Genomic DNA, 18322 nt, shown 5'->3' with positions numbered 1-18322 from the left:
CTTATACCTTCGCCACGAGTGGGCGACCCAACAGGCCTTGGGGACGGAAAATCAGAATCAGCACCAGCAGCGAGAAACTGAACACGTCTTTGTAGTCGGAGTTGATCAGACCGGCGAACAGCGACTCGGAGATCCCGAGGATGATCCCGCCGAGCATTGCCCCAGGCAGGGAGCCGATGCCGCCGAGTACCGCCGCGGTGAACGCCTTGATGCCGATGATGAAGCCGGCATAGAAGTCGAAGGTGCCGTAGTTCATGGTAATCAGCACACCGGCCAGGGCCGCCATGGCCGCACCGATGATGAACACGTAGGAAATCACCCGGTCGGTGTTGATGCCAAGGATGGAGGCCATCTTGCGGTCTTGCTGGGTGGCACGGCACATGCGGCCGAGCTTGGTGTATTTGATGATGTAGGTCAGCAGCGCCATGCCGGCGAATGCGGCAATCAGGATGAATATCTTGGTGTAGGTGAGCTGCACGAAGCCGGTACCGATATCGACGCGCATGGCGCCTTCGAGCAGTGTCGGCACACCCTGTTGGCGGGCGCCCTGGCTGATCTGCGCGTAGTTCTGCAGGATCAGCGAGATGCCGATGGCGCTGATCAGCGGTGCCAGTCGGGTGGAGTTGCGCAGGGGTTTGTAGGCGACGCGTTCGATGACCCAGCCGTATACCCCGGTGACCACGATCGTGAACACCAGAGTGCCAAGGATCATCAGCGGAAAGGATTCGATACCGAAGTAAGCCAGCAGAGCCAGACTGATTGCCGCGAGGTAAGCGGAAATCATGTAAACCTCGCCGTGGGCGAAGTTGATCATGCCGATGATGCCATAGACCATTGTGTAGCCGATGGCGATCAGACCATAGACCGACCCGAGGGTCAGGCCATTGATCAGTTGCTGCAGGAAAATACCATCCATAACGCAATCTCACGCAGTGAGAACCTGCACACCCAGGGCGTGCGGCTCTTCTAAGGAAAATACAGATTTACGTCGGAGCAATGTCAGGCGCGACCAGCGCGCACCTTCTGGAAACCGGAGTTTGGCCGGCTTCCAGAAGGGCCTGGACGGTCGCTTCAGCCCTTACTTCTGTTTTTCCAACTGGTGGTATTTGCCGTCCTTGTCCCACTGGTAGACCACATAGTCGGAGACTTTCAGGTCTCCCTTGGAGTCCCAGGCTTTTTCGCCCATGACGGTTTTCACCGGGTTGGCTTTCAGCCACTTGGCGGCGTCTTCGCCCTTGTTGGACTTGGCACCATTGAAACCGGCAGCCAGTGCCTGCACCGAGGCATAGGCGTACAGAGTGTAGCCCTCAGGCTCGACGCCCTGGGCACGGAAAGCATCCACCACGGCCTTGCTGTCCGGCAGCAGGCGCGGGTCGGCGCCGAAGGTCATGTACACGCCGTCGACGTATTGCGCGCCACCAGCGGTAGTGACCAGTTCATCGGTGACGATGCCATCGTCGGACATGAACTTGACGTCCTTGAGGCCTTGCTCACGCAGCTGGCGAACCAGCGGGCCGGCTTCCGGGTGCAGGCCGCCGAAGTAGACCACGTCGGCACCGGCCGAACGGATCTTGGTCACCACGGCGCTGAAGTCTTTTTCGCCACGGGTCAGGCCTTCGTACAACACAGGGGTCACGCCACGCTTGGCCAGTTGTGCCTTGGTAGCATCCGCCAGGCCTTGGCCGTAGGTGTCCTTGTCGTGCAGAACGACGACTTTCTTGCCCTTGAGCACGTCGACGATGTAGTCGCCAGCCACGATGCCTTGCTGGTCGTCACGACCACACATGCGGAACATCGCGCTCAGGCCACGTTCGGTAACGGCCGGGTTGGTCGAGCCTGGGGTGATGGCAATGATGCCTGCTTCGTCATAGACCTCGGAGGCCGGGATGGTGTTGGACGAGCAGAAGTGCCCGACCACGCCGATCACTTTGTCCTGGTCAACCAGTCGGTTGGCCACGGCCACGGCCTGCTTCGGTTCGCAGGCATCGTCACCGGCGACCAGAACGATTTTCTCGCCATTGACGCCACCTGCCTTGTTGATGACATCGGCCGCGGCCTGCGCACCTTTCATGTACTGCTCGCCAAACGCGGCGTTGGCGCCGGTCATCGGCCCCGCCACACCAAATTTCACATCAGCCTGGGCAAACGCAGAAACACCCAGCGCAGCTGCCACTGCGAGGGCCAGAAAGCCTTTCTTGTAAAACGTCTGGGACATGAGGTGGTGCTCCAAGGTTTTTTTTAGTTGGCACTGCGACTTCACTTCACTGAAAAGCTAAGAGCAAGGGCCGTGCCATCGGTTTTTTATTCTTATAAAAGTCGCTGCTTTATTGTTATTTCGACTGTTTCGGGCCCTTTTTCACAGGGCGTGCAACCGTCTAAACCGGACGAGGTGCAACCGATTTTACAAGTAGGTGAAACCCTCCATGAGCCATCATTGCAACCGCCATACGAAACGGCGTGCAACCACTGTGTAACAACCTGCGTCACCTAACTGCACACTGCCGGTGCGCGGCTGCTACAGCCCGCACCATAACAGGCTAGCCGCTGTGTTGAAAAACGCCGCTGCTCGTAACACTTTTCAACAATCAGATGACGATCCGCAGGCACTGGCCCGCGTGATACAGGGAAAAGCCCGCCTCATACAGGCAACTGCGCAGGCCCACGCCGGCCAAGGGTTGCATGGGCGCGAAAGGGATCGGCAATGCCTTGGCATCGCCGTGGCACAGATAATCGGCGAATGCCTTGCCGACCACGGTGCCGGTGGTCACGCCTCGACCGTTGTAGCCGGTGACTGCCACCAGGCCTGGCGCCGGCTCGAACAGGCGCATCAGATGATCGGGCGTGAACGCGATGCAACCGGTCCAGGTGCACTCCCACTCCACAGGCTTGAGGTAAGGGAAATAATGCTGCTGCACCCGGTCCGCCCAGGCCTTGAGAAACCAGGTTGGCTTACGGTTGCCATTGCCCAGGCTGCCGAGCAGCAAGCGCCCGTCCTTGTCCCGGCGAATGCTGCTCAGTACCTGGCGAGTATCCCAGGAACCTTGCCCGCCCGGCAGAATGCGGTGGGCGGCCGCGTCGGTCAGTGGGACCGAAGCGACCTGATAGTAATATCCGGGAAAGAAATTGCGCCGCAGTTCGGTCCAGTCGCCTTCGGTATAGGCGTTGGACGCGATCACGACTTGCTCGGCCAGCACCGAGCCCTGGGCAGTCTGCACTGACCAGCGCTGGCCTTGGCGTTCCAGGCGCGTGACCGGCGAATGATCGAACAACTGGCCGCCAAGGTCCTTGGCGGCCTTGGCCAGCCCGCTGGTGTAGGCCATCGGGTTGAGCGTGCCGGCGCGGCGATCGAGCAATGCCGCGGCGATCCTGTCGGTGCCGGTAGCCTCGGCACAGGCTTGGCCGGTCAGCAGTTCCACTGGCGCGCCACGGCGTTTCCATTGTTCTTCGCGGCTGCGCAGGTCCGCCTCGCCCCGGGCGTTGTGGGCCATATGCAGGGTGCCTTCGCGGCGCAGCTGGCAATCGATGTTGTATTTGTCGACGAGGCTGAATACCAAGGCCGGCGCGGCCCCGAGCATGCGGTTGAGCTGGCTGCCCACCGCCTCGCCAAAACCGGCCTCGATATCATCCGGCGGGATCCACAGGCCGGCGTTCACCAGCCCGACGTTACGCCCCGAGCCGCCATGTCCGGCCCGATGGGCTTCCAGCACTGCCACGCGTTTGCCCTGCTCGAGCAAGTGCACCGCCGCTGACAGACCGGTGAAACCGGCGCCGATCACGCAGACATCTACCGTGACCTCGCCTGTGAGCACGGTGTTTTCGGGCCGTTGTGGCGTCAGCTTTTCCCACAGACATTCTTCGCGTAACGGCATTGCCAGACTCCAACAGAAACCTAACAAACACAGAATTCAATGTGGAGCGAGCCTGCTCGCGAAGCGGTTCATCTGCCAACCTTCATATTGGCTGATCCGGCGCTTTCGCGAGCAGGCTCGCTCCCACAGGGGGACCATTTCCACAGAGAGCTTTCGCTGACCGGTTCTCAGTCGAAAGTAATCCCCTGGGCCAAAGGCAGTTCCAGCGAATAATTCACAGTATTGGTCTGACGACGCATATAGCCGCGCCATGCATCGGAGCCGGACTCACGACCGCCGCCGGTTTCCTTTTCGCCACCAAAGGCACCGCCGATCTCCGCGCCGCTCGGGCCGATGTTGACGTTGGCGATGCCGCAATCGCTGCCCACCGCCGACATGAACTGCTCGGCCTCACGCACGTCGGTGGTGAAGATGCACGACGACAAGCCTTGGGGCACGGAATTGTTCAAATCCAGCGCTTCAGCAAAATCCTTGTAACCGACCACGTAGAGGATCGGCGCGAACGTTTCGTGGCGCACCACGTCGCTTTGCTCCGGCATTTCGACGATGGCCGGCGAAACGTAGTAAGCGTTCGGGAACTGTTCTTCGAGCTGGCGCTTGCCGCCAAACACCCGACCGCCTTCGCTCAGCGCCTGTTCCAGCGCATCCTGCATGTTGTCGAAGCTCTGCTTGTCGATCAGCGGCCCTACCAGGTTGCCTTCCAGCGGATGACCGATGCGCACTTTCGAGTAGGCGGCCTTGAGGCGGGTGACGATCTCCTCCTTCACCGATTCATGGGCGATCAAACGGCGCAGGGTGGTGCAGCGCTGGCCGGCGGTGCCGACGGCGCTGAACAGGATCGCCCGCACTGCCATGTCCAGGTCGGCGCTCGGGGCCAGGATCATGGCGTTATTGCCACCCAGTTCGAGGATGCTGCGGGCAAACCGCGCCGCGACTTTCGGTGCGACTTCGCGCCCCATCCGGGTGCTGCCGGTGGCGCTGATCAACGCCACGCGCGGGTCATCCACCAAGGCTTCGCCGGCATCGCGGCCACCGATGATCACTTGGCTCAGGTACGGCGGCGCATCACTGAAATTCTCCAGTACGCGCTCGAACAATGCCTGGCAGGCCAGGGCAGTCAGCGGGGTTTTCTCCGACGGTTTCCAGATCACCGAATTGCCGCACACCAAGGCCAGCGTGGTGTTCCAGGCCCACACCGCCACCGGGAAGTTGAAGGCGCTGATCACCCCGACCACCCCCAGCGGGTGCCAGGTTTCCCGCATGTGATGGCCCGGTCGCTCGGAGGCGATGGTCAGGCCATACAACTGGCGGGACAGACCGACGGCGAAATCACAGATGTCGATCATCTCCTGCACTTCACCCAGGCCTTCCTGGGTGATCTTGCCGGCTTCCCACGACACCAGTTCGCCGAGGTCGGCCTTGTATTCACGCAGCAGGTCGCCAAACTGACGCACCAGTTCGCCGCGACGGGGCGCCGGCACCTTGCGCCACAAATCGAAGGCATGTTCGGCACGGCTGACCTGTTGCTCGACTTCAGCGGCGCCTTCCCAGTTCACCGCGCCGATGCGACTGCCGTCGATGGGCGAATGCACGGGCTGTTTGCCGTTCTGGTACAGGGCCGGGTTGACGCCCAGACGATCAAGCAATGCAGCAACCATGGATAATTCCTCATGCGAAAGACAAAGATGTGGCAGCCGGGCAATCACGGCTGATCAGACCTGTAGTTGTAGCTGGCCCGAGACTTGCCAACAAACGACCTTTAAGCGAGATATCATTCCGTTTATTCATGCTGACCTGATTACAGGACAAGCAGAGCGACCAGAACCAAGGCCCCGTCATGCTCAATAAACGTTATTTGCCGTCGATCACGGCGCTGCAGTGCTTCGAAGCGGTGACCCGTCACCTGAGCTTCACCCGCGCCGCCGAAGAATTGAACCTGACCCAGAGCGCCGTCAGCAAACAGGTCGCGCAGCTTGAAGAATTGCTGCAACACCTGCTGTTTCGCCGCGTTCGCCGACGCTTGCAGCTGACGCCCGCCGGGGATCTGTATCTGGGGGAGGTGCGAAAAATCCTTTCTCAGGTAGAGATGTCGACCCATTACCTGCGTTCCTACGGTGGCGACACCGAAGTCCTGCGAGTCTCTACGCCTCCGACCTTCGGCGCCCGCTGGCTGGTCCCACGCCTCAAGGGCTGGCGCCTGCGCCATCCGAGCATTCATCTGGATCTCTGCAGCGAGCAGGAGGCCGACGACTTGCAGCAGGGACGCAGCGACCTGGCGTTCTATTTCGGCCAGGCCTCACGGCCCGGGACTGAATCCTTGAAGCTGTTCGGTGAAGAACTGGTACCCGTCTGCGCACCGGGCAGCCTGCCGGACCAGCCTTTTACCGACCCGACGCAACTGGCCGATCTGGTCCTGCTGCAAAACGCCTCGCGCCCCCAGGCCTGGCACGACTGGTTCGATGACCAGGGCTACCACACCGAACACAGCTACCACGGGCCGCGCTTCGAAACTTTTTACATGTGCATCCGCGCCGCGCAGGTCGGCTGCGGCGTTGCACTGCTGCCCAGATTCCTTGTGGAAGAAGAACTGGCCGACGGCAAACTGGTCATTCCCTGGCAACATGCAATGCCCAGCACCAATGCCTATTACCTGGCGTACCCGGAACATTCGGCGGAGGTGCCCAAGGTGCGGATGTTCGTGGAATGGATGCTGGAGCAGATCGATAGCCCTGATGCGCCGCCATAGCGACAGTTGCCCCCCGTGGCGAGGGAGCTTGCTCCCGCTGGGCTGCGCAGCGGCCCTAAAAATCTGTCAGATGAAAAATTCTGCGTCTGCTTCGCAGCCGAGCGGGAGCAAGCTCCCTCACCACAAAAGATCTGCGGACGCTAAAAAATACTGGCAATAACCATCACGGTTATGCGCCACTAGACCTTTGAACACGAACTGCCGCACGCCGCAGCACCCGTCTGGAGATTCCCATTATGAGCGAGAGCGTGTTTGCCGATCGCATCGTGCAGAACCTGCTCGACACCGACTTCTACAAGCTGACGATGATGCAGGCGGTGCTGCACAACTACCCCAACGTCGAGGTGGAATGGGAGTTTCGTTGCCGCAACAGCGAAGACCTGCGCCCTTACCTCGCGGAAATTCGTTTCCAGATCGAACGCCTCGCCGAGCTGAGCCTGAGCGCCGACCAGCTGGGCTTTCTCGAGCGTATCAGCTTCCTCAAGCCGGATTTCCTGCGCTTCCTGGGCTTGTTTCGCTTCAACCTGCGCTATGTGCACACCGGCATCGATAACGGCGAGCTGTTTATCCGTCTGCGCGGGCCCTGGCTGCACGTCATCCTGTTCGAAGTACCGCTGCTGGCCATCGTCAGCGAGGTGCGCAACCGTTATCGCTACCGTGAAGTCGTCCTGGAACAGGCGCGAGAGCAGCTTTATCGCAAGTTCGACTGGCTGACGGCCAACGCCAGTGCCGACGAATTGTCCGAACTGCAAGTGGCCGACTTCGGTACTCGCCGCCGGTTTTCCTACCGTGTCCAGGAAGAAGTGGTGAACGTGCTCAAGCACGACTTCCCCGGCCGCTTCGTCGGCACCAGCAATGTGCACCTGTCCCGAGAGCTGGACATGAAGCCCTTGGGCACCATGGCCCACGAATGGATCATGGCCCACCAGCAGCTGGGCCCGCGACTGATCGACAGCCAGATCGCCGCGCTCGACTGCTGGGTTCGTGAATACCGAGGCCTGCTGGGCATCGCGCTGACCGACTGCATCACCATGGATGCGTTCCTCAAGGACTTCGATCTGTTCTTCGCCAAGCTGTTCGACGGTTTGCGCCATGATTCGGGGGATCCGGTCATCTGGGCTGAAAAGGCCATTGCCCACTACCACAAACTGGGCATCGACCCGATGAGCAAGACCCTGGTGTTCTCCGACAGCCTGACATTGCCCAAATGCCTGGATATTTTCCGCGCCTTGCGTGGTCGCATTAATGTGAGCTTCGGTATCGGGACCAACCTGACCTGCGACATTCCAGGCGTGGAGCCGATGAGCATCGTGCTTAAAATGATCAGCTGTGACGGGCAACCCGTGGCCAAGATTTCCGACGAGCCCGGCAAGACCCACTGCAAGGACCCGAATTTCGTCGCCTATATGCGACATGTTTTCCAAGTACCTGCCGCCCTTTCTGGCACATCAAGCAAGGAGTGAATTCATGCAAGCCGTACAGCGTGAGATTGCTGAACAGCTCAAGGTCCAGCCACCGTTCGCCGATGACGCCGCCCTCAAGGCCGAAATCGCGCGCCGGGTGAGCTTCATTCAGGACTGCCTCGTCAACTCGGGTCTCAAAAGCCTGGTGCTGGGTATCAGCGGTGGGGTCGACTCGTTGACCGCCGGCCTGCTGGCCCAACGTGCCGTGCGCGAGCTGCGGGAAAAAACCGGCAATTCGGCGTACCGCTTCATCGCCGTGCGCCTGCCGTACGAAACCCAGTTCGATGAGCACGAAGCCCAGGCCTGCGTCGATTTCATCGAGCCGGACGAGCGCCATACCGTCAACATCGGTCCGGCGGTCAAGGCATTGGCGAAGGAAGTCCTGGCATTCGAAGGCAAGGCGCCGGGTTCGCGGGATTTCGTGTTGGGCAATACCAAGGCGCGGATGCGCATGGTGGCGCAATACACCATCGCCGGCGCGGAGCAAGGCCTGGTGATCGGCACCGATCACGCGGCCGAAGCGGTCATGGGCTTCTTCACCAAGTTCGGTGACGGCGCCTGTGACCTGGCCCCGCTGAGCGGCCTGGTGAAAAACCAGGTCCGGGCCATCGCCCGGGATTTCGGCGCGCCGGAGTCGCTGGTGGAAAAAGTCCCCACCGCTGATCTGGAAGACCTGTCGCCGGGCAAGCCGGATGAAGCCGCCCATGGGGTGACCTACGGCGAGATCGACGCCTTCCTGCAGGGCCAACCGATTCGCGAAGAGGCGGCCAGGATCATTTGCGAAACCTACCGCAAGACCGAGCACAAGCGAGTGTTGCCGTACGCTCCGTGATCACCGCGGTGGTCTGATATCACCTGTGGGAGCGAGCCTGCTCGCGAAGGCGTCGCATCAGCGACATCGTTGCTGACTGACATACTGCTTTCGCGAGCAGGCTCGCTCCCACAGGGGTCGGGTATTTACCAGGTATAAAAACAGCGCCCTGCACGGGGGCGCTTTTTTTGTGCCGGAAATTTGATTACTTCAGAGTGACCGTGCCTTTCATCATCGAGATGTGGCCCGGGAACGAGCAGAAGAAACCGTACTTCTCGGAAGCACTCAATTTCGAAACATCAAAGGTCACCGAGTCGGTTTCCTTGGCGCCGATGATTTTGGTGTGGGCGATGATGCGAGCATCACCTTCCTTCAGGTAATCCTTGTCAATGCCAGCGGCCAGACCGTCCGTGGCGATCGGCTGCATGTCAGCCTCTTTGCTCAGCACCCAGTTATGACCCATGACGTTTTTTGGCAGGTTGCCGGAATGAGTCAGCTCAACGGTGAAGGTCTTGCAGCTCTTGTCGATTTCGATGGCCTTGGTATTGAAGGACATCTGGTCGGTGGAATCGATGGTGGTCTTGCACTCCGCTGCCATCAGTTGGCTGCTGGCCAGTGTCAACAGGGATACTGCTACAAGTTTGGCGAACATCATGAATCTCCAAGGCATGGTTAACAAAAAATCCGTCAAAGGGGAAGACTGCCTGATTTTCCAGCAAGTTCCTATGACCTGTGTCAAAGATTGTATACAACTTAAGACTATCAGCCTGATGGACAGAATCAACCAGCCACAAGTATGACTCGCCCGTTACGATCGGCTCCATCACCTCTGGAGCAACCGTCATGAACCTCAACAGCCTGTTATGCAGCCTGCTCGCCGCCTACGCTTGCGGCGCCAGCGGCACCTACGAAAAACCCCGGCGCGAGGTTTAATTCTTTGCGCAACAAGGGGCAGGCTTTACTCTGGACCGGTTAGCGATCACGGAGTAAAGCATGTCAATATCGTCTGTTTGTGTATTTTGCGGCGCCAGCACCGGCAGCCATCCGGCCTATCGCGAAGCGGCTCAGGCCCTGGGGCAGGCACTGGCGGAGCGAAAACTGACCCTGGTCTACGGCGGCGGCGCGGTCGGCCTGATGGGAATCGTCGCCGATGCAGCCCTCGCGGCTGGCGGCGAAGTGATAGGCATCATCCCGCAAAGCCTGAAAGACAAGGAAATCGGCCACAGTGGCCTGACCCGCCTGGAAGTGGTGGACGGCATGCATGCGCGCAAGGCCCGCATGGCTGAACTCAGCGACGCCTTCATCGCCCTTCCCGGCGGCCTCGGCACCCTGGAAGAACTTTTCGAAGTGTGGACCTGGGGCCAGCTCGGCTACCACGCTAAACCGCTGGGGCTGCTGGAAGTGAACGGTTTCTACAGCAAACTCACCGGTTTTCTCGATCACATCGTCGGTGAAGGCTTCGTCCGGGCGCCGCATCGTGACATGCTGCAAGTGAGCGACTCGGCCCATGACCTGCTCGATGCGCTGGATGAATGGCAACCCTCGGTGCCGCCGAAATGGGCCGAGCAAAAACCCAGCTAACGGCTCGACCCCGATACAGGGCAGAATACGCGCCGCTCAACCTCACCTTCGACCCCAGAGGATCGCCCATGGCCAAACCCAATTATTCCTTCGCCAAACGTCAGAGAGACCTGGCCAAGGAGCAGAAGAAAGAGGAAAAGCTCCAGCGCAAGAAAGCCACCGCCGATGAAGCAGCACTGAACCCCGATGCTGAAGGTGAAGTGGCGGCAGACGATGATGCAGATGCACCGAAAGACCAGGCCCCCGACGCCTGACTCCTCCAGGGCCCGATGATCCGATCCGGCCCCACGGTTTTGTGTCCAGGGCCGGCAGCCTCGCTGCCGGCCCTCACAACCCCAGCGCGTTGATAATCGACAAGCGATAACCCGCAGGCAGGTTCGCTGGCAACTGGCTTGGCTCGAACAGCCCGATCTCCTTGTGCTCATGACTGATCGTCGGCACGAAACCGCCCAGCAACTGGCAGCGGTAAGTGGAGATGAACACGTGCTTGCCGGGAATCACCTCGAACAGATACGAATCCAGCGGTTCGCCCACGCTGACCTCGACCGCCAGCTCCTCGGCGATTTCCCGTGCCAGGCACTGCGGCGGCGTTTCGCCCAGCTCGATCCGCCCACCGGGCAACTCCCATTCGTCCCGTTCGTTGAGCATCAGCACGACCAGGCCGTCGGGAGATTGCAGTACGCCTTTGATGGAAACCGGGAACATATAAAAGTCTCATTGTCAGTCAGTTCCCCTGTGGCGAGGGAGCTTGCTCCCGCTGGGCCGCGAAGCGGTCCAAAGACTTTACGGTCGCTGCGCAACCGAGCGGGAGCAAGCTCCCTCGCCACAGGTGTTCATTGGAAATCAGATCACTGTTCCAACGGCATCACCGTCACCCGTACTTCCGGGTCATGGGTACCGCCCCCCAGAATCACCCCGCGCAAAGGCGATACATCGGAAAAATCCCGGCCCCAGGCCAGGGTGATGTGCTCCAAGGACGGTTGCACGTTGTTGGTCGGATCGAAATCCACCCATCCCAGCACCGGGCAAAACACCGAAATCCAGGCGTGAGACGCATCGGCACCAATCAATCGAGCCTGGCCGGGGGGTGGCTGGGTCAACAGATAGCCGCTGACGTAACGCGCCGCCAATCCGCGAGAACGTACGCAGGCCAGCATCAAGTGGGCAAAATCCTGGCAGACGCCCCGGCGTCGCTCCAGCACTTCCACCAGCGGTGTCGCGACCTGGGTGGCCTCCGCGTCGAAAGTGAACTCCTCGAAGATTTTTTCCATCAGCGCCTGGACGCCGAGCATCAACGGACGACCAACCGGGAAACAACTTTCGGAAAACTCGACGAAGCTGCGCTTGAGGTGCACATAGGGTGACTCGAAACGATAGCGGCATGCATCCAGCAACTGCGCCGTCAGCGGCCGGCCGCTGTAGGTCAATGCATGACGAGTGGATTCCCAGGCGGGCGATGAACCGAAATCCAGTGGCGGGCGCGCCAGCACCTCGACGCTCAGGCGGGCATTGACCAACAGCTCATCGTGGGGCCGCTCGAAGGCCAGGCGGGTCAGCGGATTGCCGAACACATCCTGTTCATCGCGACGGGTCGTGGGCTCCGGGCTGATGGTCAGTTGTCGTTCGGTACAGCGCTGCCATTCACAGGGCCGCGGCCATAGATGCGCCAGTTGCTGGGCGAGGGACACCGGGCTGTCGTAATGATAGTGGGTGTCGTGAAGGATCTGGTAACGGGCATTCATCAGACGGATACCGTGCGCTGGCTGACGTCGTCAACATGGGCGAAATGGCGCAAGGCCAGGCGATCGGACACCTGCCCGCTGACATCGGCGACTTCCTGCAGCAGATCGGCCAGACCGTCGAGCGCCGCGCGCAGGCTGGCTTCGCCAAACAAAAGACTCTCCAGGCAGCGCAAGTCAAAGCGCGACAGTCGCGCCACCAGTTCCGGCAGGGCGGTTTCTCTCGGCGCGCCAAAATCGTCGTTCAGACGCTTGACGGTGCGCGCCACCAGTTTCAACTGGAAGAGCACTGCGTGAGGGTTCTGTTCGTCCAGCAACAGAAGATCGAGCACCGGGATCAGCTGCGCCACCGCCAGGTATCGCGAACGGTAGGTGATGCTGCTGTTGCCCAACTCCAGCAACCATTCCAGCCCGGCCTGATCGAAAACCGCCTCGCCGCGCAGGAATGCCGCCAGGCTGCTGCTGAGAAATTGCAGACGCTCCAGGCGCCGGCCGATCATCAGGAAACGCCAGCCCTCGTCGCGGGTCATGTCGTCCAGGGCGAACCCGGACAACGCGGCCAGGGACATCACCAGTCGATTGAGAAAATCCAGCAGCTCACCGAAGTCCGGCTCGCTGGTTTCCAGCTCCACGGCTTCGCGTTGCAGTTCCACCAGTGCCTGCCAGTTCTCCCGGGACAGCTTGCCACGGACCTGCGAGGCCGCCCACTGCAAGCGCTGCAGATTGGAGCGCAGGCTGAACGACCAGTCATCCCCGAGCATGGCCACCAGCAGGCGCTCGGGCAACTCGCCCTCCTCCGGCAACAACATCAGGCTCTCGCCCAGGGCAACCGCCGATTGCAAGGCCTGCGGATCATCGCCGTCGACATAGCGCGCCAGCATGATCCGCAGCAGACGGGCGCTGTCGTCGCAACGTTCGCAGTACCGGCCAAACCAGAACAGGTTTTCCACCACACGAGACGGCAGATAGGGATCGCGGCGCACCAGATCATGCACGCCCACGGTTCGCTGGGCCTTCCATTGCTCACCGCCGGGCGCCTGCTCGCCAAGTACCCAGGTGTCCTTGCTGGCGCCTCCGCGCTGCATCGACACCACTTCGGCATCAGCCTCGGCGGCCACGCGGGTCAGGCCTCCCGGCAGCACTCGATAATCGTCTTTGCCGGACACCGCATAAACCCGCATGCCAATGGCTCGGGGCTGGATCTGGCCGTCTTCGGCCTGCCATACCGGCGCCTGGGACAGTTGCGCCAGTTCCTGAGCAACATAGGCATAGGGCCGCGCCTGCATGCGTGCGGCCAATTGAGCGCGCTGGTCTTCGTCCAGGTCACGACCAAATACCGGCGTGAAGCTCTGGGACGGAAACGCCGGCTTGATCAACAACTGCGGCAGTTTCTCCAGGGCCTGGGCCAGCACCGGCGGCTCTCCGCACCACCAGGTGGCGATGGAGGGCAGCATCAGCTCTTCACCGAAAAGAAACTGACTTATTTTTGGCAGAAACCCCAAGAGCCCGGGAGACTCCAGGACTCCGCTACCCAGTGCATTGGCCACCAGCACCCGCCCCTGACGCACCGCCTCCAGCAATCCGGGCACGCCCAGGGCCGAATCGGTGCGCAACTCCAGCGGGTCGCAGAAATCATCGTCGAGCCGACGCATGATCGCGTGGACCCGACGCAGCCCGCTGAGAGTCTTCAGATAGACCGTCGCGTCGCGGACGGTCAGGTCGCCGCCTTCCACCAGCGGATAGCCGAGCTGGCGCGCCAGGTAGAGGTGTTCGAAGTAGCTTTCGTTGAACCGACCAGGCGTCAGCAGTACCACCAGCGGCGGCTCGCCGTTGCTGGGAGCCTGTCGCGCCAGGGTTTCTTGCAACGTGCGGAAGAAACCGGACAGGTGTTGCACCTTGAGGTCGCGATAAAGGTCGGGAAAGGCTCGCGACACGATCGTGCGATTTTCCAACGCATAACCGGCGCCGGAGGGCGCCTGGGTCCGATCCGCAGTCACCCACCAGCGGCCGTCGGGCGCGCGCGCCAGATCCACGGCATACAAGTGCAGGAAGTTGCCGTCTGGCGGTGTGATGCCCTGGCAGGGCCAAAGGAAATTGTTGTGCCCGAATACCAGCTCCGCCGGCAACAGCCCCTCGCTGATCAGCCGCTGCGGCCCGTACAGGTCGGCCAGCACGGCATTGAGCAAGCGTGCCCGCTGGGCAATGCCTGCCGACAGTTGCGTCCATTCCCGAGCGTCGATGACATGGGGCAGCAGGTCCAGCTCCCAAGGCCGATCAGCTCCCTTGGGGTCTGCATAGACGTTATAGGTGACGCCATTTTCCTGGATCTGCCGGGCGAGCAATGCCTGGCGCTGGATCAACTGAGCCGGCGTGCTGCGCTGCAATTGGTCGAACAGCCGCCGCCAATGCGCACGCACCGCACCGCTGTCATCCAGCAATTCGTGATAGGTGCCCGTCGTCAACGGGTAACGGTCAAGCAGGTCAGGCATGGAAAGCTCGGCAGGACGGCAATGAAAGGTGAGACTAGCGCAGGCAGATGACACCCGGATAGGTATGTTTGAGCTGAATCCGGCAAGAGGCCTCAGGGGCAATCATCGTGGCGAGGGAGCTTGCTCCCGCTCGGTTGCGCAGCGACCGTAAAATCCTGGGGCCGCTGCGCAGCCCGGCGGGAGCAAGCTCCCTCGCCACAGGGTAAATCTATCGCTTCAATGCCCCTTGGAAGCGTCGCAGATCGAGAGTGAAGGGAAATTCGTCATCCGTTGCCAGGTTCGGTATCGGAAGTTTCCCAGGCGTGTGCCCGATCCGGAAGAAACGCGCCATCCGCCGGCTCTCCGCTTCGTTGGCGTTGACCGGCAGGCTGTCATAGTTGCGCCCGCCCGGATGCGCCACGTGGTACTGACAGCCGCCCAGCGAACGTTGCATCCAGGTGTCGAGCACATCGAATACCAGCGGCGCATGGACCGGGATGGTCGGTTGCAGGCAGTTGGCCGGTTGCCAGGCGCGGAAACGTACCCCGGCGACGAACTCACCGACTCGACCGGTGGGTTGCAAGGGTACCGGTACGCCGTTGCAAGTCAGCAGATAACGTTGTGGCGCCAGGCCGCTGAGCTTGACCTGCAAGCGCTCCAGGGACGAGTCCACGTAGCGTACGGTGCCCCCCGCCGTGCCCTCCTCTCCCAGTACATGCCAGGGTTCCAGCGCCTGACGCAACTGCAGCTCGATACCATTGACCGCGTAATCGCCGACCTTGGGAAAGCGGAACTCCAGGTGCGCGGCGAACCACTCGGCCCGCAGCGGATAACCGGCGACATTGAGATCGTCGATGACATCGGCAAAATCCTGCTCAATGAAATGCGGCAGCAAGAAGCGATCGTGCAGCTCAGTACCCCAGCGCGCCAGTTTCGCCGGCGCGTAGGGTTCACGCCAGAACCGCGCCACCAGCGCCCGCAGCAGCAACTGCTGGGCCAGGCTCATGCGGGCGTGGGGCGGCATTTCGAAAGCGCGCAGCTCCAGCAAGCCGAGACGCCCGGTGGCGCCGTCCGGTGAATAGAGCTTGTCGATGCAGAACTCGGCGCGGTGGGTATTACCGGTCACGTCGATCAACAGGTTGCGCAGCAATCGGTCCACCAGCCAGGGCGGGCACGCTTCGCCGGGCTCGGGCATTTGCGCGAAGGCGATCTCCAGTTCATATAACGCGTCGTTGCGCGCCTCGTCCACGCGGGGCGCCTGGGACGTCGGGCCGATGAACAGTCCGGAAAACAGGTAGGACAACGACGGATGGTTATGCCAGTAGCTGATCAGGCTGCGCAGCAAGTCGGGACGACGCAGGAAGGGCGAGTCAGCCGGCGTCGCGCCGCCCAGGACGAAATGGTTACCGCCACCGGTGCCTGTGTGTCGACCGTCGATCATGAATTTTTCGGTGGTCAGCCGGTTCAGCCGCGCCTGCTCGTAAAGAAACTCGGTGCGCTCGACCAGCTCATCCCAGGTCGCCGACGGTTGCACGTTGACCTCGATGACGCCCGGGTCAGGCGTGATGCGAAAATTGCTCAGGCGCGGATCGCTCGGCGGCTCGTAACCTTCCAGCAGCACAGGGCAGCCCAGTTCTTCGGCTGTTGCCTCGATGGCGCTGACCAGTTCCAGGTAATCCTCGACCCGCTCCAGCGGCGGCATGAACAGATAGAGCCGCCCTTCCCTGGCCTCGGCACAGAACGCAGTGCGCGTCAGCCAATCGGCCGATTCGTCGATTTTCGGCGCGCGCTCCTGCTCCAAGGCCGGCTCGCCGTGATGGGTGAGCTGCTCGGTGCCAGGCAACTCGGGCAAGTCCTGGTTCGGGTCGGTGGGATGGATGAACGGATACTCGGCTGCCGTCACCCATGGCTGCGACGCCAGCGGCAAGCGATAGCCCAGCGGCGAATCGCCCGGCACCAGCCGACAATGGCTGTCGCGCAAATACCAGCGGCCGCTTTGCCATTGATCGCCCTTGGCGGTGCGCGCCAATGGCAGGACCTGGCCGACCACTTTGTCCAGGCCCTGGCTGAAGACCTTGCGCAACCGCGCCCGCTCCAGGGGATCCTCGAGCCGAGGGTCCTCGGCTGTCACGTTCGAAGGCAAATTACCCTCGCGCCAGAGGTAATGGAAATTATCTTCGTAGGCCGCGAAGACGAACCGCGCAGGAATATTCAGGCGTTCGGCGACACTCGCCAGGAAGCGCCCGGCCAGTTCGCCATCGGCGCCGTAGTCCTGCTGTTCGTCGGCGATCAGCGCGTTGTCGCGCCAGATCGGCACGCCGTCACGCCGCCAATAACAGTTGAGCGACCACCGCGGCAGTTGCTCGCCGGGGTACCACTTGCCCTGGCCGAAGTGCACCAGCCCCTCGGGCGCGTAGTGCTTGCGCATGCGCTGGAACAACTCGGCGGAGAGGCGACGCTTGTCCGGGCCGAGCGCTGCGGTATTCCACTCGGCGCCGTCCGGATCGTCGATGGAAACGAAGGTCGGCTCGCCGCCCATGGTCAGGCGCACGTCGCCCTCCAGCAGGTCGCTGTCGATCTGCCGGCCCAACGCCTGGATCGCCTGCCATTGCTCTTCGGTGTATGGCTTGGTGACCCGTGGCGCCTCCCAGATTCGCTCGACGGACATCTCGTGGCTGAACTGGCACTCGCAAGGTTCCACCAGGCCGCTGATCGGCGCTGCCGAGGACGGATCGGGACTACAAGCCAAGGGGATATGCCCTTCACCGGCGAACAACCCGGACGTGGCGTCCAGGCCGATCCAGCCGGCGCCGGGCAGGTACACCTCGCACCAGGCGTGCAGGTCCGTGAAGTCCACTTCCGTACCGGACGGGCCGTCGAGGCTTTTCACATCGGCGGTCAGTTGGATCAGGTAACCGGAGACAAACCGCGCCGCCAGGCCCAGATGACGCAACAGTTGCACCAGCAGCCAGGCCGAATCCCGGCAGGAACCGGACGCATGCTCCAGGGTGTGCTCCGGCGTCTGCACGCCGGGCTCCATGCGGATCAGGTAACCGATGTCTTCGCTCAGGCGCTGGTTCAACCCCACCAGGAAGTCCACCGCCGGCAGCGGCGTGCGGTCGATGCCGTCCAGATAAGCCTTGAACTTCGGCGTCAGCGGCAGTTTTTCCAGATAGGGCATCAGCTCGTGTTTTTCGTCGGTCGCATACGTAAACGGAATTTTCTCGGCGTAGGGCTCGAGGAAAAAATCGAATGGATTGAACACTGCCATCTCGGCGACCAGATCGACCTCGACCCGCAGCTCATCGGTCTTTTCCGGGAACACCAGCCGCGCCAGGTAATTGCCCTGAGGGTCTTGTTGCCAGTTGATGAAGTGCTGATCGGGCGAGACCTTCAGCGCATACGAAAGAATACGCGTACGGCTATGGGCGGCCGGGCGCAGGCGCACGATCTGCGGACCGAGTTCGACAGCGCGCTCGTAGCGATAGTGTGTGACATGGTGCAAAGCGACATGGATCGACACGGCGTGCCTCCTGCGGAGCCTGGGCGTTATCGAAAGCGGCGCAAGACTTATGCCATGCAGGCAGGTCGGACACTTTCTACGTCTACTCAGGGCAGTAGAGCACTAAAACCGCGCGATGCCTG

At 61.5% G+C, this 18322-nt stretch carries 14 protein-coding genes; 5 read left to right on the top strand and 9 right to left on the bottom strand.

Annotated features, from left to right (window positions below):
- Window position 1: 1 nt before the first annotated feature.
- The 4 genes from J3P97_RS02720 to amaB all read right to left on the bottom strand — a co-directional run bounded on the left by J3P97_RS02720 (window position 2) and on the right by amaB (window position 5527).
- Window positions 2-916, bottom strand: a complete 915-nt coding sequence (locus J3P97_RS02720) for an ABC transporter permease subunit (RefSeq protein ID WP_039592565.1) — start codon at window positions 914-916, stop codon at window positions 2-4.
- Between the two features lie 162 nt (window positions 917-1078).
- On the bottom strand, window positions 1079-2215 hold the full coding sequence (locus J3P97_RS02715; RefSeq protein ID WP_434569984.1) for a branched-chain amino acid ABC transporter substrate-binding protein: 1137 nt from the start codon (window positions 2213-2215) through the stop codon (window positions 1079-1081).
- A gap of 370 nt (window positions 2216-2585) precedes the next feature.
- Window positions 2586-3869 (bottom strand): L-pipecolate oxidase, encoded by a 1284-nt coding sequence (amaA, locus tag J3P97_RS02710; protein WP_434626355.1) that lies wholly within the window; start codon window positions 3867-3869, stop codon window positions 2586-2588.
- 167 nt (window positions 3870-4036) lie between these two features.
- Window positions 4037-5527, bottom strand: a complete 1491-nt coding sequence (gene amaB, locus J3P97_RS02705) for an L-piperidine-6-carboxylate dehydrogenase (RefSeq protein ID WP_434673413.1) — start codon at window positions 5525-5527, stop codon at window positions 4037-4039.
- Window positions 5528-5706: 179 nt separating this feature from the next.
- On the opposite strand from amaB, the gene J3P97_RS02700 reads away from it, so the two are divergent.
- The 3 genes from J3P97_RS02700 (at window position 5707) to nadE (ending at window position 8910) form a co-directional block, all read left to right on the top strand.
- Window positions 5707-6615: a LysR family transcriptional regulator gene (locus tag J3P97_RS02700; protein ID WP_434602669.1), complete on the top strand. Its 909-nt coding sequence runs from the start codon at window positions 5707-5709 to the stop codon at window positions 6613-6615.
- A 236-nt stretch (window positions 6616-6851) separates the two neighbouring features.
- A complete protein-coding gene (gene pncB / locus J3P97_RS02695; protein ID WP_305497159.1) occupies window positions 6852-8078 on the top strand; it encodes a nicotinate phosphoribosyltransferase in 1227 nt (408 codons plus the stop codon).
- Window positions 8079-8082: 4 nt separating this feature from the next.
- Window positions 8083-8910 (top strand): ammonia-dependent NAD(+) synthetase, encoded by an 828-nt coding sequence (nadE, locus tag J3P97_RS02690; protein ID WP_434602668.1) that lies wholly within the window; start codon window positions 8083-8085, stop codon window positions 8908-8910.
- A gap of 184 nt (window positions 8911-9094) precedes the next feature.
- On the opposite strand, the gene azu is transcribed toward nadE, so the two are convergent.
- Window positions 9095-9541: an azurin gene (azu, locus tag J3P97_RS02685; protein ID WP_434574295.1), complete on the bottom strand. Its 447-nt coding sequence runs from the start codon at window positions 9539-9541 to the stop codon at window positions 9095-9097.
- A 341-nt stretch (window positions 9542-9882) separates the two neighbouring features.
- Here azu and J3P97_RS02680 point away from each other — a divergent pair, with 341 nt between their 5' ends.
- Together J3P97_RS02680 and J3P97_RS02675 are read left to right on the top strand one after the other, a co-directional pair.
- A complete protein-coding gene (locus tag J3P97_RS02680; protein WP_434569989.1) occupies window positions 9883-10470 on the top strand; it encodes a TIGR00730 family Rossman fold protein in 588 nt (195 codons plus the stop codon).
- Window positions 10471-10538: 68 nt separating this feature from the next.
- Window positions 10539-10724 carry a hypothetical protein gene (locus J3P97_RS02675; protein WP_434569990.1) on the top strand — a complete coding sequence of 62 codons (186 nt, stop codon included), beginning with the start codon at window positions 10539-10541 and terminating at the stop codon, window positions 10722-10724.
- 73 nt (window positions 10725-10797) lie between these two features.
- Here J3P97_RS02675 and J3P97_RS02670 read toward each other — a convergent pair whose 3' ends face one another.
- The 4 genes from J3P97_RS02670 to J3P97_RS02655 all read right to left on the bottom strand — a co-directional run bounded on the left by J3P97_RS02670 (window position 10798) and on the right by J3P97_RS02655 (window position 18200).
- Window positions 10798-11175, bottom strand: a complete 378-nt coding sequence (locus J3P97_RS02670) for an NUDIX hydrolase (protein WP_305497168.1) — start codon at window positions 11173-11175, stop codon at window positions 10798-10800.
- Window positions 11176-11318: 143 nt separating this feature from the next.
- Entirely contained in the window at window positions 11319-12212 is an 894-nt protein-coding gene (locus J3P97_RS02665) for a transglutaminase family protein (protein ID WP_434602666.1), read from the bottom strand.
- On the bottom strand, window positions 12212-14698 hold the full coding sequence (locus J3P97_RS02660; protein WP_434673412.1) for a circularly permuted type 2 ATP-grasp protein: 2487 nt from the start codon (window positions 14696-14698) through the stop codon (window positions 12212-12214). Before J3P97_RS02660 ends, J3P97_RS02665 begins: the two co-directional genes overlap by 1 nt.
- A gap of 208 nt (window positions 14699-14906) precedes the next feature.
- Window positions 14907-18200, bottom strand: coding sequence for a DUF2126 domain-containing protein (locus J3P97_RS02655; RefSeq protein WP_434673411.1), 3294 nt, complete (start codon window positions 18198-18200; stop codon window positions 14907-14909).
- Between the last annotated feature and the right edge of the window lie 122 nt (window positions 18201-18322).

This window comes from Pseudomonas sp. R1-15 (assembly GCF_051132085.1).
In the GTDB taxonomy this organism is placed as follows: Bacteria; Pseudomonadota; Gammaproteobacteria; order Pseudomonadales; family Pseudomonadaceae; genus Aquipseudomonas.
The sequence above is the reverse complement of the archived record's forward strand: the minus strand, read 5'-3'. Positions and strand labels throughout refer to the sequence as shown.

Bases quoted from the DNA above. Each gene is read 5' to 3' on its own strand.
- J3P97_RS02720 (WP_039592565.1), bottom strand. From the start codon at position 916: ATGGATGGTATTTTCCTGCAGCAACTGATCAATGGCCTGACCCTCGGG.
- J3P97_RS02665 (WP_434602666.1), bottom strand. From the start codon at position 12,212: ATGAATGCCCGTTACCAGATCCTTCACGACACCCACTATCATTACGAC.
- J3P97_RS02700 (WP_434602669.1), top strand. From the start codon at position 5,707: ATGCTCAATAAACGTTATTTGCCGTCGATCACGGCGCTGCAGTGCTTC.
- J3P97_RS02680 (WP_434569989.1), top strand. From the start codon at position 9,883: ATGTCAATATCGTCTGTTTGTGTATTTTGCGGCGCCAGCACCGGCAGC.
- J3P97_RS02675 (WP_434569990.1), top strand. From the start codon at position 10,539: ATGGCCAAACCCAATTATTCCTTCGCCAAACGTCAGAGAGACCTGGCC.
- J3P97_RS02670 (WP_305497168.1), bottom strand. From the start codon at position 11,175: ATGTTCCCGGTTTCCATCAAAGGCGTACTGCAATCTCCCGACGGCCTG.
- amaB (WP_434673413.1), bottom strand. From the start codon at position 5,527: ATGGTTGCTGCATTGCTTGATCGTCTGGGCGTCAACCCGGCCCTGTAC.
- azu (WP_434574295.1), bottom strand. From the start codon at position 9,541: ATGTTCGCCAAACTTGTAGCAGTATCCCTGTTGACACTGGCCAGCAGC.
- J3P97_RS02715 (WP_434569984.1), bottom strand. From the start codon at position 2,215: ATGTCCCAGACGTTTTACAAGAAAGGCTTTCTGGCCCTCGCAGTGGCA.
- amaA (WP_434626355.1), bottom strand. From the start codon at position 3,869: ATGCCGTTACGCGAAGAATGTCTGTGGGAAAAGCTGACGCCACAACGG.
- J3P97_RS02660 (WP_434673412.1), bottom strand. From the start codon at position 14,698: ATGCCTGACCTGCTTGACCGTTACCCGTTGACGACGGGCACCTATCAC.
- pncB (WP_305497159.1), top strand. From the start codon at position 6,852: ATGAGCGAGAGCGTGTTTGCCGATCGCATCGTGCAGAACCTGCTCGAC.
- nadE (WP_434602668.1), top strand. From the start codon at position 8,083: ATGCAAGCCGTACAGCGTGAGATTGCTGAACAGCTCAAGGTCCAGCCA.